Raw genomic sequence first — 19,261 nt, forward strand, 5'->3', positions numbered from 1 at the left:
ACACATTTTTGCGGGACTTCGGCTTCGCTCAGCCTGACAACGTTTTTTTTGATTTATTTCTTTATTTATAACGCATAAAAAAGTCTTTTGGAGAATATTACTTCTCACAAAAGACTTTAGAAACTAACTAACAAAAAGGTCTAAAAATCAAATAAGTATTATGCTTTTGACTTCTGTTTTTTCTTTCTTCCCCACCAAATATAAAATCCGGTAATGGGTAAACTGGCACATATTAAACTGGCGGTGAAATATATAATCTTGGTCGGAATTCCTCCTATTGCACCAATGTGAAGGCTATAATTAGATCGCATTAACCAATCTGAAAAACGTTCGTTGTTGATGTGTTTTTGAGAATTTGGAAGTAATTCAAGCGTTTTAGAATCAAAGTATAAATCTCTCCAAATACCTTTATGCATATCTGTGCAGGCATAAATATCTTCTTTTGGATCATCCGGAAAATGAATTATTACAGCTTCTTTATTTTCTTTGGCAATTTCTGTTCTCACTTTTTTCCAAATAAAATCGGCGGCAGCCAACTTATCAATTTGTTGTTTGGATAAAGTGTCTTTTTTAGCAGAAACAACTTGTTCTTTTTTATCTTTCTCGTCTGCCCAACCTCCGCTAATCCAATACGTGCTTTCGCGAAGCCAATGAAAACTCATTAATAATCCTGTAAAAGAAATTAATACTGCCAAGATGAGCGCATAAAATCCCATAACGTTATGTAGATCATAATTAAGGCGTTTGAATTTGGCATCCCATTTAATTTTAAAACTACTATTTCGGGTTGTTTTATTCCATTTTTTCGGAAACCAAAGTATAAGTCCGCTTATGAGCAAAAAGAAGAAAATAAACGTTGCCCAAGCTGTTATTTGAGATCCAATTTCACGATCCAGCCAAAGATTCCGATGCCCTTCATCAACAATATGAAAAAAATCTTCATGGTCTACCATTCCGGTGATTTTACCGTTATAAGGATTTACATAAATCAACGAATCCGATTCTATATCGACTTTAACTGATTTATCTAAACCATTATACCAAACGCCATGAATTTCTTTATTGGGTAAAACTTTATGAACAGCAGCGTAAATTTGCGAAGGCGGTAATAATTCCTCCGGGCTTTGAGCTTCAACATTTAACCAAGGCGATGTAAACTGTTTTATTTCGGGTTCAAAAACCAAAATGCAACCTGTAATTGCCATAATAAACACAATTATTCCGGAACCCAATCCAAGCCATAAATGCAGCCAGGCATTGATTTTACTAAAACGTGATTTTCCTTTATTGGGTGGTTTACTGGAACGGCTTTTAAAAATATTCATCGAAGTATAATTTGAAAAAAATAATGCTTTTAAGTAATACATAAAAAGGCCTGAGGATTACCGAAATAATACCTCAAGCCAATTATAAAAAATTAATTTAGTAAGTCAATTTACCAATCGCTGGCAAGTAAAGACCTTCTTTGATAAGTGCTCCGGCTTTTGCAGTTCCCGTTGCAATATCTATTTGATAAACGCGAGCCTGATCACCTGTTACGAAACTTTTGTATGCTTTTCCGTTTTCAACAAACATACTGCTTAGTCCAAAGAATTCATCTCCTCCGTGATCCGGTAAACCTGTAACAGCTACGATCGTTTTTGCAGATAAATCAAGAATTGCTGATTTAAAAATTGGCTTTGTATTCAGGAAACTATATACTGCATTTGCCGCATCTACATCATTAGGAATGTAAGAGATAAAAACTTTTTCTCCTCCTAACGGATATGCCGCCAAAACTTTTCCTTTTAAAGTGCTTGCTTCAAGGTCAAAGAAGTAACCCGGATCAAATTTTGCATCTCCTTTTTTAATACGTAAAACACCCGAAGTAACCGTTTTAACAGGATATCCACCCGCACGAGCATTAGATGAGAATGTATAAATATCTCCAGACTCAGTTTGCACAATTCCTGTATTTGTGTAATACATTCCAATGGCAGTTGTTCTTGTATCTTTTATTGTAGTTACATATTCTAAAGACGGATATTTGTAAACTCTTACCGTAGCATCAGATGATAATACTTTATTTGTTCCATCAGAAACATCTTTAATATAAACCGGTACAAAAAGTTTGTCTCCGGAAACTGCAGCTCCGGTTGGCCAGTACAATACTTTTTTATTTTCAGGAGAAACTGTAAAATCATTGAATTTTCTTCCATCAATAGAAACCGTTGTTGGGTTGTAAATCATAAGTTCATAATCTGATGAACTTCCATCCCAGGTTGCACCAATATTGATCATTTTTTTATCATCTGTATAACCTACAGCATAAGATGATTCGAAAGCAAGTTTATCTCCGGCTACTAATTTTCCGGTGGTATTAAGGTGAAATGAAACTGATCCTTCGTCATTTGTGCTTAATGCAAAAAATGTATTGTTAGCAGGAAAACAACTTCCATCTTGCTCAATTCCGACTCCTTTTGCACTAATTTCTCCAGTCATTAATTGATCTGTAGAAGCAAAGTCTAATATATACTGCGTATAATCTGCCAACCAATAAGAGGCAACGTATTTAGTACCATTTACAGCTGGCGTATCGTCTTTTGCTGCATCATCACTGCTGCATGAAAAAATAGTTAAGGACAGAAAAGCCAATGCAAAGCATTTTGCGAATTTGTTTACAAACATGATTATAATTATTAAGGGTTATTATTAAAATTGAATTACTGAAGAAAGTATCTGAACTTTACTGAAAAAGCACGTCCCGGTTTTTGAACTTTGAAATAATCGTACACTTTTACATCTGTAATATTTCGACATTCAAAAGCCATATTGTATTTTCCGTTCAAGAAAGAATAGGCAACCATTGCATTTTGAGTAAATTGTTCCGGAATTGATTTTTTAGTATCTAAACTTCCTAAAACAGGCCAGGTCAGATAAAAAGCATCGATATAATTTGCACTTACATTTAGAGAAAGTCTATCGTCTTTATATTTGATGTTTTTAAAATTAAAAGTCAAATCAGCATTTCCGTAGAAGATTGGAACGTTTGGCAATTGCGCATCATATAATACATCCGGACTCGTAGTTCCTACTTTGTATTTGTTTTTATTGAGGCTTTTTTGATAGGTTCCATTTACTTCAAAAGTCACTAAATCTTTATAACCATATTTAAGAACACCATCAATACCTGTTATTTGCACATTTTGAAGGTTTTCAAAAACAGTTTTATCTCCAACTTGCTGTTCTCGAATAAAATCTTTGGCTTCTCTGTAAATCAAACTTGTCTCTGCCGCAAACTGATTTTTATTTTTTTGAGTAAGAAATGCCAATCCTAAATTTGCATTATCACTACTTTCCGGTTTTAATCCTATGTTGCTGTTTATTATTAGCCCGTCTCCAAGCATTTCTATATCCGAAGGCAAACGGTAAGCATGTTCGTAAGATCCTTTTATTTGAAATTTATCTGATAAATGATACGCCGCCGTAGCTCCATAACCAAAGTTCGTTGACGAAGTAGATTCACTGACATTATTAAAAATCATTTTGGTAGAAAGGTCAAACATTTTCCCAAATCCCGAAATCGCCAATCTATTGTCTAAACCGCTAAAATTATAGCCTAATCCTAAAATATTTTTATCAATAGTAGGTTCCCCAAGTTCTACTACTTTTAAGTACTCTTCGGTTTCTTTTCGCTTATATCCCAGATAAGAATAATTTACAGCGATCGAATGTTGCTCATTTAGCTGATATTTTAAATTTGTTGTCACCTGCGCATTCGCCTCATCATAAACATAGATCGTTTTGTTTCCTAATTCGCCTTTATCATTGGCTCCGGCAAATTGTCTGTAGACATAATTTCCTGTCCAGTCATAAACCCTTGAAGAAGTATCAACTGAACGGTTATTTACCAAAGCATAAGTGCTGTTAATGTTCAACGTTAATCCTTTTGTAAAAAGATCACTTTTTTTAAATTTTAATGAAGTAATAAAACTTTCACTATCAGTAAAGGCTTGTCCAACGACTCTTTGCATTGTTCGACCTTGCTGAATTTCTTTTTTATTCCCCGCCATAGTAAAACCAACAAGCAAATAATCAGCAAAACTTTTGTTCTTAAAACCAGCTTCTGCCATTATAGTTCCGGATTTATAACCATCGTGAAAGTGCTTGTATTTTTGTTCGGGCAAAAACTTCGATGTGTTTTTATCTACAACACTTACATCTACTTTATAATCGTTGTCTGAGTAATTTGCAAAGGCGTTTATGTTTGCAATAAAACCATCTCTGCCAGAAAATCTGGTATTAACAGCAGCTCTGTGTGTATTAAACGAACCATAACTGTAAGAAGCATCAACATAACGGCTTACATTTTTATTAGTAACGATATTTACTGCACCACCCAAAGCATCTGCGCCCAATTCTATAGGAACCACTCCTTTGTAAACATCGATTCTTTCCGCCATATTTACGGGAATATTATTCAGCGTAAGCGCAGAACCATAGCTATCCATTGGAACTCCATCTAGAAAGAACTTCACTTGATTTCCTGAAAATCCGTTCAACGAAAAATTAAAAGCAGATCCTAAACCTCCATATTCACGAATACGAACTCCTGTAGTTTTATTCAAAACCTGATTTAAATCGGCAGACGTATTGTATGTCTTTTTCAGATCAATTGCGGTAATATTATACGCTTGTTCGCGTGCTCGTTGTACTTTAGATTTTCCTGTTATAGCAACTTCACTTAAAGTTGCCATATCTTCTTCCATCGTAATATTCTGAGTAAATTTTCCGCCTTGTTTTAGATAAATGGCTGTTTCTGTTGTTTTATAACCAACATGAGTAACAGACAAAACATAATTACCTGCATCTGCGTTTATTTTATATTCTCCTTTTGAGTTTGTCAAAGTTGCGTATTCCGTTCCTTTTAGTGCTACCGAAACTCCTTCAGCAGGTTTTCCAAGATTGGTTACGATAACCCCAGTTAAGCTTACTTTGTTTTTTTGTGAATACCCTTGAAGTGAAGTAAAAAAAATCGTAATCAAGAGTAATAATCTACCTATTTGCATCATTTAAGTTTGGTTTGAAAATTAAATTAGCAACAAAATTAGGGTCTCCAAAGAGTTTTTCCAATTTATTTTTAATTATTCTAAATAAAAATTATAATTAACTTTTAAATCGAAGAATCAATAAAAAATATCCGTATCCTTAACAAATAATTAAATTTAAATTAAGATTTGCTTAAAATTAGCTATCGAAAAAGTTATAGTATTTAAGCTCAATTTTAGCAAAGACTTGGAATTAGCGCATAAAAAAGCCCGCTTATCAAATAAGCGGGCTTTAAAATTTTAAAGATTTTATTATATTTCCAGATCTAAAATTGTTTCTTTTAGCTCTTCCATTACAATCTTAACGTCATTTTCTGTTGTACGCCAATTCACAAAAGAAGCTCTGATTCCTTTACGATTTTGATACACTGTTGGCGTCATAAACACTTTTCCCCTGTCGTTTAAACGAGTCAAAAACTCACTTACTTTATCCTGATTGTGATTTCCTTTTAAAGTAAAACAAACATTATTTAATCGAATTGGCGCCAGAAGTTCAAAATTCCCATTTTCAATAAGTTCATTTCCGAAGTGCAAAGCAAGATGAGCGCTATTTTCTATAATATCCTGAAAACCATCTTTTCCATAAGCCAACAAAGAAAACCAAACTGGCAAAGCTCGCAATCGTCTTGAGTTTTCCGGCACTACATTTAAGTAATTAAAATTTTCTAACGGATTACCTAAATAAGGTGCATTTGAATTTTGAAAAGTTTCGATCTGTAAATTTGTATGTTCTTTTTTAATCAAATAAAAAGCACTTTCATAAGGCACATTTAGCCATTTATGACAATCAATAGTAATACTGTCTGCTCCTTCCCATCCTTCTACAAGATGTTTGTATTTTTCCGAAACAGCAGCAAATCCACCGAAAGCAGCGTCAATATGCCACCAGAATTTGTATTTCTCTTTTAGCTTTGCAATAGCTTTAAAATCATCAAAATCAGCCGTATTTACCGTTCCTGCACTCGAAATTAAGATGAAAGGTTTTCCGTCTAACTTTTTAATATTTTCTTCTAAATCAATTATATCTATTGCTTCACGATTACCTTCTATAGTTTTTATTACGGTATAATTGTTACTTCCGATACCTAACATTGCCAGTGTTTTTACAGAAGAAGAATGTGGTGTTGCAGTTAGAATATTTATAGTTTCAGAAATTCCGTTTTTCGCAAAATCTTTCCCTAATTGGTTTCCAAACCATTGTCGTGCAACTCCCAGACAGGTAAAATTTGACATTGTCGCACCAGTTACAAATCCGCCTAAAAAAGAATCCGGTAATCTTAATAATTGCAATAACAGATTGATGGTTTCAAATTCTATCAATGCCGAGTTTCCTCCTTGTGATTTTATCGATTGCGCATTTTGATCATAAACAGACGACAACCAATCTCCCACAAGAGAAGCCGGAGTAGATCCTCCGGTTACAAAACCCAAATATCTTGGTCCCGAAGAAGCAACCATTAAAGGTGCCAATCGTTCTTTAAATTCTTCTAAAGTTGCTAATGATCCTAAACCTGATTCATTTAAATTTCTTGTTGTTGGATCAATTGATTCTTTTTTGGAAGTTGGAACATTTTCAATATTATTCAAGAAATCTATTCCTTGTTGTTTTGCCTGATTAAGAATATTTTCGATATCGTTTAAATCATGCTGAAGTGCTAAATTCATTATATATTGCTGTTTTAGTGCTTAAATCCATAACTTTTCGTTGCTAAAAAATAGCCCCAAAATCGCATAGATTAAGCGGATTAATATTGATTTAAAATAAGTTTTTTGTATTTGTTTAAAAGAACTGTGCTACCACTTGGTTTTTTCAGAGAATCGCGAAACCATCATAGAACAAATTACATCTCCGTTTGCATTCAATAAAGTTGCGATTGGATCAACAAGAGTTCCTAAAATCATGGCAACCGGCAAAGCTTGTTCCATTGGCAATCCATAAACGGTAATGGCGAGAACTTCTCCTATATAGCCTCCGTTTGGAATTCCGCCTTCGACAATCGACACTATTATCGTAATTCCTAATGCTAAAAGAATAGTTGACGGCGAAGTAAAATCTTTTCCAAACATGGCAAAGAGAAAGGTTATTTTTAAAATAGACGACATACTCGAACCGTCTTTATGTAATGGCGCTCCAAGCGGAATAACTAAATTCCGAACATGTTTTGGTATTCCCATTTTTTCAGCTGCATCCAGATTTGCCGGAATAGTTGCGATACTGCTGCAAGTTCCAATTGCCGTTAAGGAAGGCGTGATATTATTACTCCAAAAAACTACAAAAGCTCTTTTCGCTCCAGCTACTAAAGCATACAAACTAAAAAACACAAAGAAATAAAACACACAAGCGGCATAATAAACTCCTAATGGTTTGGCATAAACACCAAATAATTGCGGACCATAATAACTAACCTGATAGGCAAAATAAGCACCTAAACCTATTGGAGCCAATTTCATAATCATAGTCAAAAGCTGTTTCATAACTTCGTTTCCTGAGTCTAGAAAACTCTTGAAAGCATTACCTTTTTCTCCTGACTGCAAAGTGGCAAATCCTATTAGAAAGGAAAAGATAATAAGCGCCAACATACTTTTTCGGGACAATAATTCATAAAAATCATTTGTCGTAAGCAATTGTGCTATTTGATCTCCAACACTTCCGGATTTAATATTTTCAAGCGGAATTTTAGTAATTATAATGTTCTCATGAATTGGAAAAAGAGAAACAGCGATAATCATAACAATAGCCGAAATAAGAAGTGTTCCTAAAAAAACTGCAATCATTATAACAAATAGTCTTCCCAGCTTTTCTGTTTTTTCCAGATTAGCAATAGAGGAACTTATTGTAAAGAAAACAAGCGGAATAATTGCTGTGAAAAGCAAGTTTAGGAATATATCTCCCAAAGGTTTTATAACAGCAACTTTTTCTTTAAAAACTAACCCAAAAATACTCCCCAATATAATACCGCCCAAAAGCAATAATACACTGCTGTAGCTTTTTAGAAAATTGATTTTTTTAACCTCCATAATTTAATCGTATTACAATTTGGGAATAGAAATGTGAAAATAAAAATCAATTAAATTACTCAAAAATTGAGCACTAAAATTATTTTTCACCGCCACAGATTAAAATAATTTCAAATGATTTTTTAATTTATGCGAATTAAATGTGCCGTTAGGCACTAAATGTCGGCAGACCGTAGTTGGCGTGTCGTAGGTACGCAATAGATATCGGTTTGTCGCGTACCTACGGCACGCCAAATCTATTTTAATTCATGATTTCTACCAACATTTAGTACCTTACGGTACAAAATAAAGAGTTTACGTCATGAATTCGCTAACCATTATTTTTCTAAAACCAAAGTAGTAAAAGCTCTGTCGACTAATTCTCCTGTTTTGCTTTTTACTTTTTCGGTTAAAGTTTCCTTATTTATGATTTTGAAAGCCGATTTTTCAATTAGTTTTTCGGCTTTTTCAGTGCTGTAAAGTTCAAATTCAAATTGAGTAAAAGGAAGTTGCTTCATAAAACTTTCTTCGGCAAAAGTGATGCAGAAAATTCCTTTTGGCTGTAAAACTCTATAAATTTCTGAGAGCAATTTTTCTGGCTCTTGCCAAAAATAGATCGTGTTTACTGTAAATATTTTATCGAAAGAATCGTCTGAAAACGGAATTATGTTTCCATCGTAAAGCGAGAAAAAAGCTTGTTTTTGAGAAACATAATTCCTGTTGATTTGGCGCGCTTCCTGAAACATTAGTTCAGACATTTCAAGTCCGTAGTATTTCAGGTTTTCGGTTTGTTCAAATATAAATTCGACATGACCTGCATTTCCATGACCTAATTCAAGAATTGTATTTCCTTCTGCTATATTAAGATTCTGAATCGAATGGTACGTCATATTGATGTTTGTTTCATGCATCATATTTGCCATTTCGATCCCTTTTTCTCCCGTTGGATGTTTTAACTGAGAAGCTATTGCTTGTAATTCTTCTTGTTTCATAATCGTTATAATTAAATTCCAAATAATCCCGAAGCTTCGGGACCAAATTCCAAGCTTTCTTGTCATTGCGAGAAATGAAGCAACCACACAAAAAACTCCTCATAGAAAGTTTTCAATCTTTGTCGAATCACTAGTGTGATTTCTCCTCCGTCGAAATGACAATCTTTACGCTTAACTCTTAAAAAATCTGACTTGCGATTTGACGAATATTCTCAGATTTCCCCATAGAATAATAATGTAAAACAGGAACTCCGGCAGCTTTCAATTCTAGTGATTGCTGAATTGCCCATTCGATTCCTACTTGTTTGATTTCTGCATTATTCTTGCATTTATCTACGGCATCAATTAAATCTTCCGGTAAATCAATTCTGAAAATCTGTGGTAAAATTTGTAAATGTCTCTGAACTGCAATTGGCTTAATTCCGGGAATAATAGGAATTGTGATTCCTATTTCTCTTGCTTTTTCTACAAAAGCAAAATATTTAGAATTATCAAAAAACATTTGAGTTACTACGTAATCAGCTCCAGCATCGACTTTTTCTTTCAGTCTTTTCAAATCTGATTGTAAAGATGGAGATTCTAAATGTTTCTCCGGATATCCTGCAACGCCAATACAGAAATCAGCTTTATTATCGGCATCCATAACTTCATGCAGATATTTACCGCAATTTAAATCGTTGATTTGTCGAACCAAATCAATAGCAAACTTATTACCGCCTACTTTTGGCACAAAAGATTGCTCGTCTTTCATTGCATCACCACGAAGCGCCATTAAATTATTGATTCCCAAATATTGACAATCTACAAGCATGTATTCTGTTTCTTCCTGTGTGAAACCACCGCAAAGTAAATGTGGTACGGTATCAACATTGTATTTATGTTTTATAGAAGCGCAAATTCCAAGTGTTCCCGGACGCATACGGGTTAATTTTTTGTCCAAAAGTCCGTTACCTTTATCAATATAGATATACTCTTCGCGCGAAGTAGTTACGTCAATAAATGGTGGTTTGAACTCCATTAAAGGATCAATATTATCGTATAATTCCTGAATACTTTTCCCTTTCTGAGGCGGAATAAGTTCAAATGAGAATAATGTATTTCCTTTGGCGTTTTCTATATGTTCTGTTACTTTCATTATTAAGTCTTAAAGTTGTAAAGTCGAAAGTCGAAAGTCTTTCCTTTCGGACTTTATGACTTTTGACTTTAGACTAATTTAATCTGCTATATTAGGATTTAACCATTTCATTGCGTAATCTGTTGGCACATTGCGTCGTTTGGCGTAATCTACAACCTGATCTTCTTTTATTTTTCCAAGTCCGAAATACCTGCTTTTTGGATTTCCGAAGTAATATCCCGAAACCGATGAAGCCGGCCACATCGCCATACTTTCCGTCAAGGTTACTCCAATTTCTTCGGCTACATTTAAAAGTTTCCAGATTGTTGGTTTTTCCAAGTGATCCGGACATGCAGGATATCCTGGCGCAGGACGAATTCCTTTATAATTTTCTTTTATCAATTCTTCATTCGTTAAAGATTCTTCGGTATCATAACCCCAGAAATCTTTACGTACTCTTTCGTGAAGATATTCGGCGAAAGCCTCAGCAAAACGATCTGCTAATGCTTTTACCATGATCGAATTATAATCGTCAAGATCTTTTTCAAATTCAGCCGCCCATTCATCTACACCAAAACCAGTTGTTACACAAAAAGCTCCCATATAATCTTCTATTCCGCTTTCTTTTGGCAAAATATAATCGGCTAAAGCGATATTTGGAGCGCCTTTTGTTTTTTGCGACTGCTGACGAAGCGTTAAGAATTTCTCTAAAACTTTTCCGTTTTCATCACGCAATTCAATATCGTCATCATCAACCTGATTTGCAGGGAAAATTCCGTAAATACCTTTTGCGGTTAGCTTTTTCTCTGCTAAAATCACTTTCAGCATTGCCTGAGCATCTGCAAAAACCGAAGTCGCTTCTTTACCCACAACCTCATCCGTCAAGATTGCCGGATATTTTCCGTACAATTCCCAAGTCTGAAAAAATGGTGTCCAGTCAATATACGGAACCAAAACATCTAATTCTATTTCGATAGTTTGCGCTCCAATTACTTTTGGTTTTGTTGGAGTATATTCAGACCAATCTATTGGAAATTTATTTCTTCGGGCATCTTCAATCGTCAGGAAGTTTTTATCTCTTGAACGATTCAAAAACGTTTCTCTAAAAGAATCGTATTCTGCACGAATATCTGCCGCATATATTTTACGGTTATGATCCAAAAGGTTTCCTGCAACAGTAACGGCTCTCGATGCATCATTTACGTGAATTACAGTTTCTCTGTATTGCGGAGCGATTTTCACGGCGGTATGCGCACGCGAAGTCGTTGCTCCACCAATCATAATCGGGATTTTAATTCCTTGTTTGTCTAATTCTTTGGCCAAATAAACCATCTCGTCAAGCGAAGGTGTGATCAGTCCGCTTAAACCAATAATGTCTACATTATGTTCAATCGCCGCAGCAATAATTTTTTCCGGAGGCACCATAACACCAAGATCTACAATCTCGTAGTTATTACAAGCCAAAACTACCGAAACAATATTTTTACCAATATCGTGAACGTCACCTTTTACAGTTGCCATCAATATTTTTCCGTTTCCTTGTTTGTCTCCGGCTTGTTTACTAGCTTCGATATAAGGCAATAAATATGCAACGGCTTTTTTCATTACACGTGCCGATTTTACTACCTGAGGCAAGAACATTTTTCCACTCCCAAATAAATCTCCAACGACATTCATTCCCGTCATCAAATTGATTTCGATAACTTCAATAGGTTTTACAGCAGCAAGACGAGCTTCTTCAACATCTTCTTCAATAAAAGCGTCAACTCCTTTTACTAATGAATGTGTAATACGTTCCTGAACCGTTCCTAAACGCCATTCCTGAATCGCTTTTTCATCTGATTTTACTTCGCCTTTTACGTTCTCAGCAAAGTCCAAAAGTCTTTCTGTTGCATCATCGCGTCGGTCAAGAATTACGTCTTCAACGTGTTCTAATAAATCTTTTGGGATATCATCATAAATCGAAAGCATCTCTGGATTTACGATTCCCATTGTCATTCCGTTCTTGATCGCGTGATATAAAAACACCGAGTGCATCGCTTCACGAACCGTATCATTTCCTCTAAAAGAGAACGAAACGTTACTCACACCACCACTAATATGCGCGTGAGGCAAGTTATCACGAACCCATTTTGTACCTCTAAAAAAGTCCAAAGCATTTAAGCGATGTTCTTCCATTCCAGTTGCAACTGGGAAAATATTCAAATCGAAAATAATATCCTGTGGCGGAAAACCAACTTTGTTAACCAAAATATCATACGAACGCTGACAGATTTCAACTCTACGATCGTAATTATCAGCCTGACCCACTTCGTCAAATGCCATAATAATAGCTGCAGCTCCGTAACGTTTGATTAATTTAGCATGGTGAATAAAGGCTTCTTCGCCTTCTTTCAACGAAATCGAGTTTACAACGCTTTTCCCTTGTACTACTTTTAGACCTGCTTCGATGATTTCCCATTTCGAACTGTCGATCATAATCGGCACTCTCGAAATATCCGGTTCTGATGCAATTAAATTCAAAAATTTAGTCATCGCCTGAACCCCATCAAGCATTCCCTCATCCATATTAATATCGATGATCTGCGCTCCTCCTTCTACCTGTTGTCTTGCAATATCAAGTGCCTCGTCATACTTCTCTTCCTTGATTAATCTTAGGAATTTTCTTGAACCAGTTACATTCGTACGCTCTCCAATGTTTACAAAAACACTAGTTGGCGTAATAATCAACGGTTCTAATCCTGCTAATACAAGGTCTCTTCTATTTTCTGCCATTTCTTTTTTTCAATTTTCAACGGAATAAATTCCGTTGCTACAATATATTTCGTTCCTCTGGAACTTTTATTTCAACGTCTTGCTTGTCTTTGCGAAGAACTAAGCAATCTTACTCTATTATTTTACAATCTTAATTTTGTTATTTTGGGCGTGTCCCTCCGGGTCGGGCTATTCGTTCATAGTCCTCGCACTTCCTTCGTCAGGCTGTGGGCTAACCACTTCTATCCCTCACGCGAATCTCGGTTTCAAAACATTTTTTTTATTCTTCACGATTTCAATTATCGTTTTTGAAACAATTTTTCGTTTGCTACCGATCTGTCGTTCCTACGGAACTTTTGTCTTGCGTCTTCTTTCTTTTCAACGGAATAAATTCCGTTGCTACCAAAATATTGTTCCTACGGAACATTCATATCAACGTTTTGCTTGTCTTTGCGAGGAACGAAGCAATCTCATTATAACACTTCACATTCTAAAAGATTTACAAATCTTTATATCTATTTCCACTTTGTTTTTTCTATATATTTACAAGTTACACCTGCGTCATATATGTAATATTTAACTTTAGTAAAACCAGCTTTAACTAATGTAATTGAATCAGGTTTTAATTCTTCTTCTAAAACAATATGGTTTTCTTCGGGTTTATTTAAATCGTATTTTAACTTAAAAAACTTATTTAAAATTCCCTTGCCATATTCCTTAACATAAATTACCGATCTAATTTTTTTATCCAGATAAAAATAATATTGTAATGTATATCCGTGTTCATCATGATCTCTTTCCCGAGTTAGCAATCCTATAGTTTCTCCTTTAAAAGATTTTATATAATCATCCTGTTCTTTATCATTATAATACATTGCATATATAAATGAACCAACCAGTACAAAAAAGACGATTACTTTTATCCAATTCGTTTTATGAATTATTCTAACGTCTTCTTTTATCATTTTACTTTCAATGATTACAATTATCTAAAAGATTTTAAAAACCATTTATTCACTATTTCCACTTTGAGTACTCTATATATTTACAAGTTACACCTGCATCATATATATAATATTTAGTTTTGGTAAACCCTGCTTTAACTAATGAAATTGAATCAGGATCTAATTCTTCTTCTAAAACAATATAGTTTTCTTCTGGATTATTTAAATCGTATTTTACTTTATAAAAGTTATTTACACGCCCATAATCTTTAATGGAAACTTCAGATAAAACTTTTTTATTTGCGTAAAAATAATATCTCAAAGACCTAGTTTTTCGATGATATTTGGCTCTAGTTATAAGTCCTATTGTTTCTCCCTTAAATGTCTTTCTATACTTTTCAGATTGATCATGATCAACATCCTTACGACTAAAAAGAATCATTAGCATTATTACTAATATAAAACCTGCTGCTGCTAAATAATTTGCTTTTGCATCGTTTTTTTCTTCCATAATATTAAGCAAAAACCGGCGCCACACGTGGCTTATAATCCTTCGCAACCTCAGCAATTAATCTAATGTGATCCGGAGTTGTTCCGCAACAACCACCAATTATGTTGATTAAATTATCGTCTAAATATTCTTTGATGAAAGCCTGAGTTTGTTCAGGTGTTTCATCGTATTGCCCGAATGCGTTTGGCAATCCTGCATTTGGATGTGCCGAAACATTGAAACTTGTATGTTGTGATAATGTTTTCAAGTATGGTTTCAACAAATCAGCCCCAAGAGCGCAATTAAATCCTACACTCAGTAACGGAATGTGCGAAACTGAAATCAAAAATGCTTCTACCGTTTGTCCAGAAAGTGTTCTTCCTGAAGCATCTGTAATTGTTCCTGAAACCATGATTGGAATATCAAGATTACGTTCGTCTTTTACTTCTTCGATTGCAAAAAGTGCTGCTTTTGCATTTAAAGTATCAAAGATTGTTTCTACCAAAAGTAAATCGCAGCCACCATCCATTAAGGCTTCTACTTGTTGTTTGTACGCAATTCTTAAATCATCAAATGTTACGGCTCTGTAACCCGGATCGTTTACATCTGGTGACATACTTGCCGTACGGTTTGTTGGACCAATTGAACCGGCTACAAAACGTGGTTTGTCCGGATTTTTGGCTGTAAATTCATCAGCTACTTGTCTTGCAATTTTAGCCGATTCGTAATTTAATTCGTAAACCAAATCTTCCAGAAAATAATCGGCCATACCAATTGTCGTTCCTGAAAAGGTGTTGGTTTCTACGATGTCTGCACCCGCTTCATAATAAGCGGCGTGGACATCGCGAATTGCTTGTGGTTGTGTTATGGATAGTAAATCGTTGTTTCCTTTTAATGGATGCGGAAAATCTTTGAAACGCTCTCCACGAAAATCTTCTTCGGAGAAATTATAGCGCTGCAACATTGTTCCCATTGCTCCATCAAGGATTAGGATATTTTTTTTTATTGCTTCCTGAATTGTTATTGACATGATTTTCCCTTTCTTGCTAAGACATTAAATGCCAAGCTTTTTTAATTCTATTATTATCTTGAATATATACCTAACAGGTTTTTGAAACCTGTTAGGATACGTTATTTTGATTCACATTAATTCCAAAAATTCACTTTTGTTGGCTCATTAGCCCCGATTGAGCCGGTATCCTCGCAATGAAATGGAGAGATATAGGCGAAAGCGGGAACGATTGACGGCAAAAATGCTCAATGATTCGCTCATGATACCAAAGTGAATTCGGTAAAATTATATTGTAAGTTGTCAGGAAATGTTTTGAGAAATACTTTTATGTATTTGTGTTATCTATCTTAGATACTATGATTAGTACAAAGTAGAATGTAGCACCTTCTTTATGATAAAGGGTTGCTAAGGTTTCATCGGGTCTTTCCCTCCGCCTTTCGTGATAACTTTCAGTAATTTTAAGAACAGTGCAAAGTAAAGACATAACCTGAACAATTGCAAGTGTTTTTTTAAGTTTCTCAGCTTCTGAGTTGCTAAGGTCCTAAGTTTAAAATTTTATGTATATTTTGCTTATGCTTTTTGAAGAATTTCATTACTCCTTCATGATCTGTAAATTCGATTTCTTCTTTTGATAAATTTTCAAACCAATCTTCCGCAACTTTTTATTTGTAATAGGTTAATTCAAAATTTTGGACCTGATTTAAGTAGAAATAATTTGTAATTAATTTTAGCAAAATATTGATTTTCTCCTGAAGCTTTTCTGCTCTTTCAGTTGCTCTTTTTTTATTATATCTGCGATCTTCCTGATTATCTACATTCTGACTTTCTTCGTCTGCAACATATTGAATCAAGGTTTTGATATACAAATCTTTTTGCTTTTGAAAATTATATTTCTTTTCAAAATATTCTTTCCCTTTTGATAATTGATAAATAGAATATTCTACAGACGCATTTAGTCTTTTATGTTGATGTCCGTAATAAGTTCCGCTATAATTTAGACCTTCGTAAAGTCCGTTTAATGCACGATACAATTGGATTAGGTTTTCTCTTTCTGATTTGAATTTTTCTTCTCCGTTTTTTTGCTTGAGATAATACGCATACACTAAACAAAATTCATCTCTGCCAGCTTCACTCCCAAATGTTATAGATTCTTCTTCTCCGTCTTGATTAATATATTTTTCCCATGCTTTACCTGCGTATGATTCATTTGGGTTTGAAGGAAATTCTGATTTGAATACAGGAAAAAGTTTCTCGATTTTATTCAGTTCATTTTTAGAAATTATTAAAGAATCATTGCCTTCTTCAGCATAAATTAATACTTTTTCATTTTCAAGTTTAGGATTATCACTTAGATGAGGCAGACATTTATTGGTACTAACTTCTGTATCTTCTTTGACAATTGCTTCTTTTTTAGGTTCATTACAACCAACAAGAAAAACAAATAAACCCAATAAAAAAACGCTGTAATTTTTCATTTAATTTGCTTCTGATCTTTAAATAATTATTTTTTCTTACTTGCTTTTGCAAACGGATTATAATCTAAACAAAGTTGTATCCAAAATGCTAAATCCTGACTTTTTTGCCAACCGTTTTCTGTAACAAAAATGTAGTTTTTCATTGGTCTTTCTGCATTTGGCATCGGTAATACATCATCTTTTTCTATTGCTTTTGCATAAGCTTTATCATCGATTCGGCATAACAAAAGATTTTCTCCAATTTGTTTGTCAAGACGAGTTCCGCAACACAATTTATTATCTACCATAAATACAAGTCCGCCAAACATTTTCTTTTCGAAAAAATCGGCGCCTTTGTGTTGGAGAAATGTTCGGATTCTTTGTGCGTTATCTTCGTCGAAAGCCATTTTTTTGAAGGTTCTGAGGTTCTGAGTCGCTAAGGTACTAAGTTTTGAAATTAATATTTCATAAAAGACTGTAAACGAGAAAGGTTCTGAGATGCTAAGTTAAAAAACTTAGAACCTTAGAACCTTAGTATCTTAGAAGCTTAAAAACTAAACAATCGCCTTAACAACTGCTTTTGGAGCTTCTTTACGAGTTCCGTCGAAACCGTCTACACCAGAAACTGTCGTATATTTCAATACGTATTTTTTACCTGGATTGATGATTTGGTAAGCTGCCTGACACATTAAAGTTGCTTCATGGAAACCGCAAAGGATCAACTTTAATTTCCCAGGATATGTATTCACGTCTCCAATAGCAAAGATTCCCGGAATATTTGTTTGGTAATCTAATGCATTGTTTACTTTAATGGCATTTTTCTCGATATCTAATCCCCAGTCTGCAATTGGACCTAATTTTGGTGTTAATCCAAAAAGTGGAATAAAGAAATCTGTTTCGATTTTACGGTGTGCGCCGTTTTCTTCGATATCTAACGATTCAACATGCTCAGCACCGTTGATTCCGATAACTTCTGCTGGTGTAATTAATTTAATTTTTCCCGCAGTTTTTAATTCTTGTACTTTTTCTACAGAATCCAAAGCTCCTCTAAATTCATTTCTACGGTGAATCAAAGTAACTTCTGAAGCTACATTCGCCAAGAAGATACTCCAGTCTAATGCTGAATCTCCTCCTCCGGCAATTACAACTCTTTTATCTCTGAATTTCTCCGGATTTTTGATGAAGTATTTTACTCCTTTATCTTCATAAAACTCGATATCTTCGATAAGTGGTTTACGAGGCTCAAAACTTCCTAAACCTCCAGCGATAGCAATAACCGGCGCGTGAAATTTAGTTCCTTTGTTTGAGGTTACAATAAAACTTCCGTCTTCTTGTTTTTCGATTGTTTCAGCACGTTCTCCTAATGTATAACCCGGCTCAAACTGCTTAATTTGTTCTTGTAAGTTATCAATTAAATCTCCTGCTAAAACTTCTGGGAAACCAGGGATATCATAAATAGGTTTTTTTGGATACAATTCCGAAAGTTGTCCTCCAGCTTGTGGTAAAGCATCTAAAATATGACATTTTAATTTTAATAATCCTGCCTCAAAAACGGCAAATAAACCCGTTGGTCCTGCTCCAATTATAAGTATATCTGTTTTAATCATTATGTTGTTGTTTATAATCATTCTTAATAATACAAAGAAACGAATAATATATTCTATTGTCAAATGATTTTTATCATTGATTTCTTTGCGAAATTTTTCATTGGGTTAAACCCGATAGCTATCGGGACGACGCTATAATATAATTCGTCCCTCCGGAATCATCGGGTTAAAACCCGACGCTACAAAATTTGTCGTTCCTCCGGAACTCTTTTATTATTCTTTATTTTTCAATGACGCCGTTATCTCGTTCATTTTTTTAACCTTGTCTTCAAAATCACCTTTTAAGGTTTTCCTGTATTCATTGAGATTTTCAACCATTTGATTGATATCTTCCGGTATTACTTCTTCAAAAAACTCCCGCAGTCTTTTGGCTGTTGTTGGTGATTTTCCGTTAGTTGAAATCGCAATTTTTACATTTCCTTTCGTTACAATTCCGCCTAAATAATAGTCACACAAATCTGGTGTATCTGCAATATTGCAAATCAAATAACGCTTTCGGGATAAATCGTATACCTTTTTATTGACTTTTAAATCATCGGTACACGCAATAACCATATGACGTTTTTTGAGCATTTTCTTTTTAAACTTCGATTTAGTTAACGTAATCGAAGGATGTTTCTCTGCCAAAACCTTTATTTCTAAATGGAAATTCGGCGCTACAACCTCAACATTTGCATTAGGACTTGACTTTAGTAAAAAAGACAACTTTTCTAATCCTACATTTCCTCCTCCAACAATTAAAACATTCAGATTATGAAGTTTTAAGAATATTGGATATAATTCATTTTGTTCCATTTTAATTTAATTTCA

Annotated in this window: 15 protein-coding genes and 1 riboswitch; all 15 genes read right to left on the minus strand. The window is 34.3% G+C overall.

What is annotated here, in order from left to right:
• Positions 1–158: 158 nt before the first annotated feature.
• Entirely contained in the window at positions 159–1,325 is a 1,167-nt protein-coding gene (locus C8C83_RS06230; protein WP_121329967.1) for a PepSY-associated TM helix domain-containing protein, read from the minus strand.
• Between the two features lie 97 nt (positions 1,326–1,422).
• Positions 1,423–2,667 (minus strand): DUF4374 domain-containing protein, encoded by a 1,245-nt coding sequence (locus C8C83_RS06235; protein WP_121327097.1) that lies wholly within the window; start codon positions 2,665–2,667, stop codon positions 1,423–1,425.
• Between the two features lie 35 nt (positions 2,668–2,702).
• Positions 2,703–5,051, minus strand: coding sequence for a TonB-dependent receptor (locus tag C8C83_RS06240; RefSeq protein WP_233566017.1), 2,349 nt, complete (start codon positions 5,049–5,051; stop codon positions 2,703–2,705).
• 288 nt (positions 5,052–5,339) lie between these two features.
• Positions 5,340–6,752, minus strand: coding sequence for a pyridoxal-dependent decarboxylase (locus C8C83_RS06245; protein ID WP_121327099.1), 1,413 nt, complete (start codon positions 6,750–6,752; stop codon positions 5,340–5,342).
• Between the two features lie 129 nt (positions 6,753–6,881).
• The gene (locus tag C8C83_RS06250) at positions 6,882–8,105 is read right to left on the minus strand and encodes a dicarboxylate/amino acid:cation symporter (RefSeq protein WP_121327101.1); all 1,224 of its coding nucleotides are present in this window, start codon (positions 8,103–8,105) and stop codon (positions 6,882–6,884) included.
• Between the two features lie 317 nt (positions 8,106–8,422).
• Positions 8,423–9,076 (minus strand): class I SAM-dependent methyltransferase, encoded by a 654-nt coding sequence (locus C8C83_RS06255; protein ID WP_121329969.1) that lies wholly within the window; start codon positions 9,074–9,076, stop codon positions 8,423–8,425.
• A gap of 178 nt (positions 9,077–9,254) precedes the next feature.
• Positions 9,255–10,211 (minus strand): methylenetetrahydrofolate reductase [NAD(P)H], encoded by a 957-nt coding sequence (gene metF, locus C8C83_RS06260; protein ID WP_121327103.1) that lies wholly within the window; start codon positions 10,209–10,211, stop codon positions 9,255–9,257.
• A 78-nt stretch (positions 10,212–10,289) separates the two neighbouring features.
• Positions 10,290–12,965 carry a methionine synthase gene (gene metH / locus C8C83_RS06265; RefSeq protein WP_121327105.1) on the minus strand — a complete coding sequence of 892 codons (2,676 nt, stop codon included), beginning with the start codon at positions 12,963–12,965 and terminating at the stop codon, positions 10,290–10,292.
• Positions 12,966–13,459: 494 nt separating this feature from the next.
• Entirely contained in the window at positions 13,460–13,909 is a 450-nt protein-coding gene (locus C8C83_RS06270) for a hypothetical protein (protein WP_121327107.1), read from the minus strand.
• A gap of 52 nt (positions 13,910–13,961) precedes the next feature.
• Positions 13,962–14,399 (minus strand): hypothetical protein, encoded by a 438-nt coding sequence (locus tag C8C83_RS06275; RefSeq protein WP_132011695.1) that lies wholly within the window; start codon positions 14,397–14,399, stop codon positions 13,962–13,964.
• Between the two features lie 4 nt (positions 14,400–14,403).
• Positions 14,404–15,408 (minus strand): homocysteine S-methyltransferase family protein, encoded by a 1,005-nt coding sequence (locus C8C83_RS06280; RefSeq protein WP_121327111.1) that lies wholly within the window; start codon positions 15,406–15,408, stop codon positions 14,404–14,406.
• A gap of 317 nt (positions 15,409–15,725) precedes the next feature.
• A riboswitch (SAM riboswitch) is annotated at positions 15,726–15,839 on the minus strand.
• Positions 15,840–16,052: 213 nt separating this feature from the next.
• Entirely contained in the window at positions 16,053–16,865 is an 813-nt protein-coding gene (locus tag C8C83_RS06285; protein ID WP_121327113.1) for a hypothetical protein, read from the minus strand.
• A gap of 26 nt (positions 16,866–16,891) precedes the next feature.
• Entirely contained in the window at positions 16,892–17,251 is a 360-nt protein-coding gene (locus tag C8C83_RS06290) for a TfoX/Sxy family protein (RefSeq protein ID WP_121327115.1), read from the minus strand.
• Between the two features lie 147 nt (positions 17,252–17,398).
• Positions 17,399–18,451: an NAD(P)/FAD-dependent oxidoreductase gene (locus C8C83_RS06295; RefSeq protein WP_121327117.1), complete on the minus strand. Its 1,053-nt coding sequence runs from the start codon at positions 18,449–18,451 to the stop codon at positions 17,399–17,401.
• 213 nt (positions 18,452–18,664) lie between these two features.
• Entirely contained in the window at positions 18,665–19,246 is a 582-nt protein-coding gene (locus tag C8C83_RS06300; protein WP_121327119.1) for a bifunctional precorrin-2 dehydrogenase/sirohydrochlorin ferrochelatase, read from the minus strand.
• Positions 19,247–19,261: the final 15 nt, after the last annotated feature.

Origin of the sequence: Flavobacterium sp. 90 (assembly GCF_004339525.1) — a bacterium.
Taxonomy (GTDB): Bacteria; Bacteroidota; Bacteroidia; order Flavobacteriales; family Flavobacteriaceae; genus Flavobacterium.

Coding starts and splice junctions, on each gene's coding strand:
- C8C83_RS06230 (WP_121329967.1), bottom strand. CDS start 1,325: ATGAATATTTTTAAAAGCCGTTCCAGTAAACCACCCAATAAAGGAAAA.
- C8C83_RS06235 (WP_121327097.1), bottom strand. CDS start 2,667: ATGTTTGTAAACAAATTCGCAAAATGCTTTGCATTGGCTTTTCTGTCC.
- C8C83_RS06240 (WP_233566017.1), bottom strand. CDS start 5,051: ATGATGCAAATAGGTAGATTATTACTCTTGATTACGATTTTTTTTACT.
- C8C83_RS06245 (WP_121327099.1), bottom strand. CDS start 6,752: ATGAATTTAGCACTTCAGCATGATTTAAACGATATCGAAAATATTCTT.
- C8C83_RS06250 (WP_121327101.1), bottom strand. CDS start 8,105: ATGGAGGTTAAAAAAATCAATTTTCTAAAAAGCTACAGCAGTGTATTA.
- C8C83_RS06255 (WP_121329969.1), bottom strand. CDS start 9,076: ATGAAACAAGAAGAATTACAAGCAATAGCTTCTCAGTTAAAACATCCA.
- metF (WP_121327103.1), bottom strand. CDS start 10,211: ATGAAAGTAACAGAACATATAGAAAACGCCAAAGGAAATACATTATTC.
- metH (WP_121327105.1), bottom strand. CDS start 12,965: ATGGCAGAAAATAGAAGAGACCTTGTATTAGCAGGATTAGAACCGTTG.
- C8C83_RS06270 (WP_121327107.1), bottom strand. CDS start 13,909: ATGATAAAAGAAGACGTTAGAATAATTCATAAAACGAATTGGATAAAA.
- C8C83_RS06275 (WP_132011695.1), bottom strand. CDS start 14,399: ATGGAAGAAAAAAACGATGCAAAAGCAAATTATTTAGCAGCAGCAGGT.
- C8C83_RS06280 (WP_121327111.1), bottom strand. CDS start 15,408: ATGTCAATAACAATTCAGGAAGCAATAAAAAAAAATATCCTAATCCTT.
- C8C83_RS06285 (WP_121327113.1), bottom strand. CDS start 16,865: ATGAAAAATTACAGCGTTTTTTTATTGGGTTTATTTGTTTTTCTTGTT.
- C8C83_RS06290 (WP_121327115.1), bottom strand. CDS start 17,251: ATGGCTTTCGACGAAGATAACGCACAAAGAATCCGAACATTTCTCCAA.
- C8C83_RS06295 (WP_121327117.1), bottom strand. CDS start 18,451: ATGATTAAAACAGATATACTTATAATTGGAGCAGGACCAACGGGTTTA.
- C8C83_RS06300 (WP_121327119.1), bottom strand. CDS start 19,246: ATGGAACAAAATGAATTATATCCAATATTCTTAAAACTTCATAATCTG.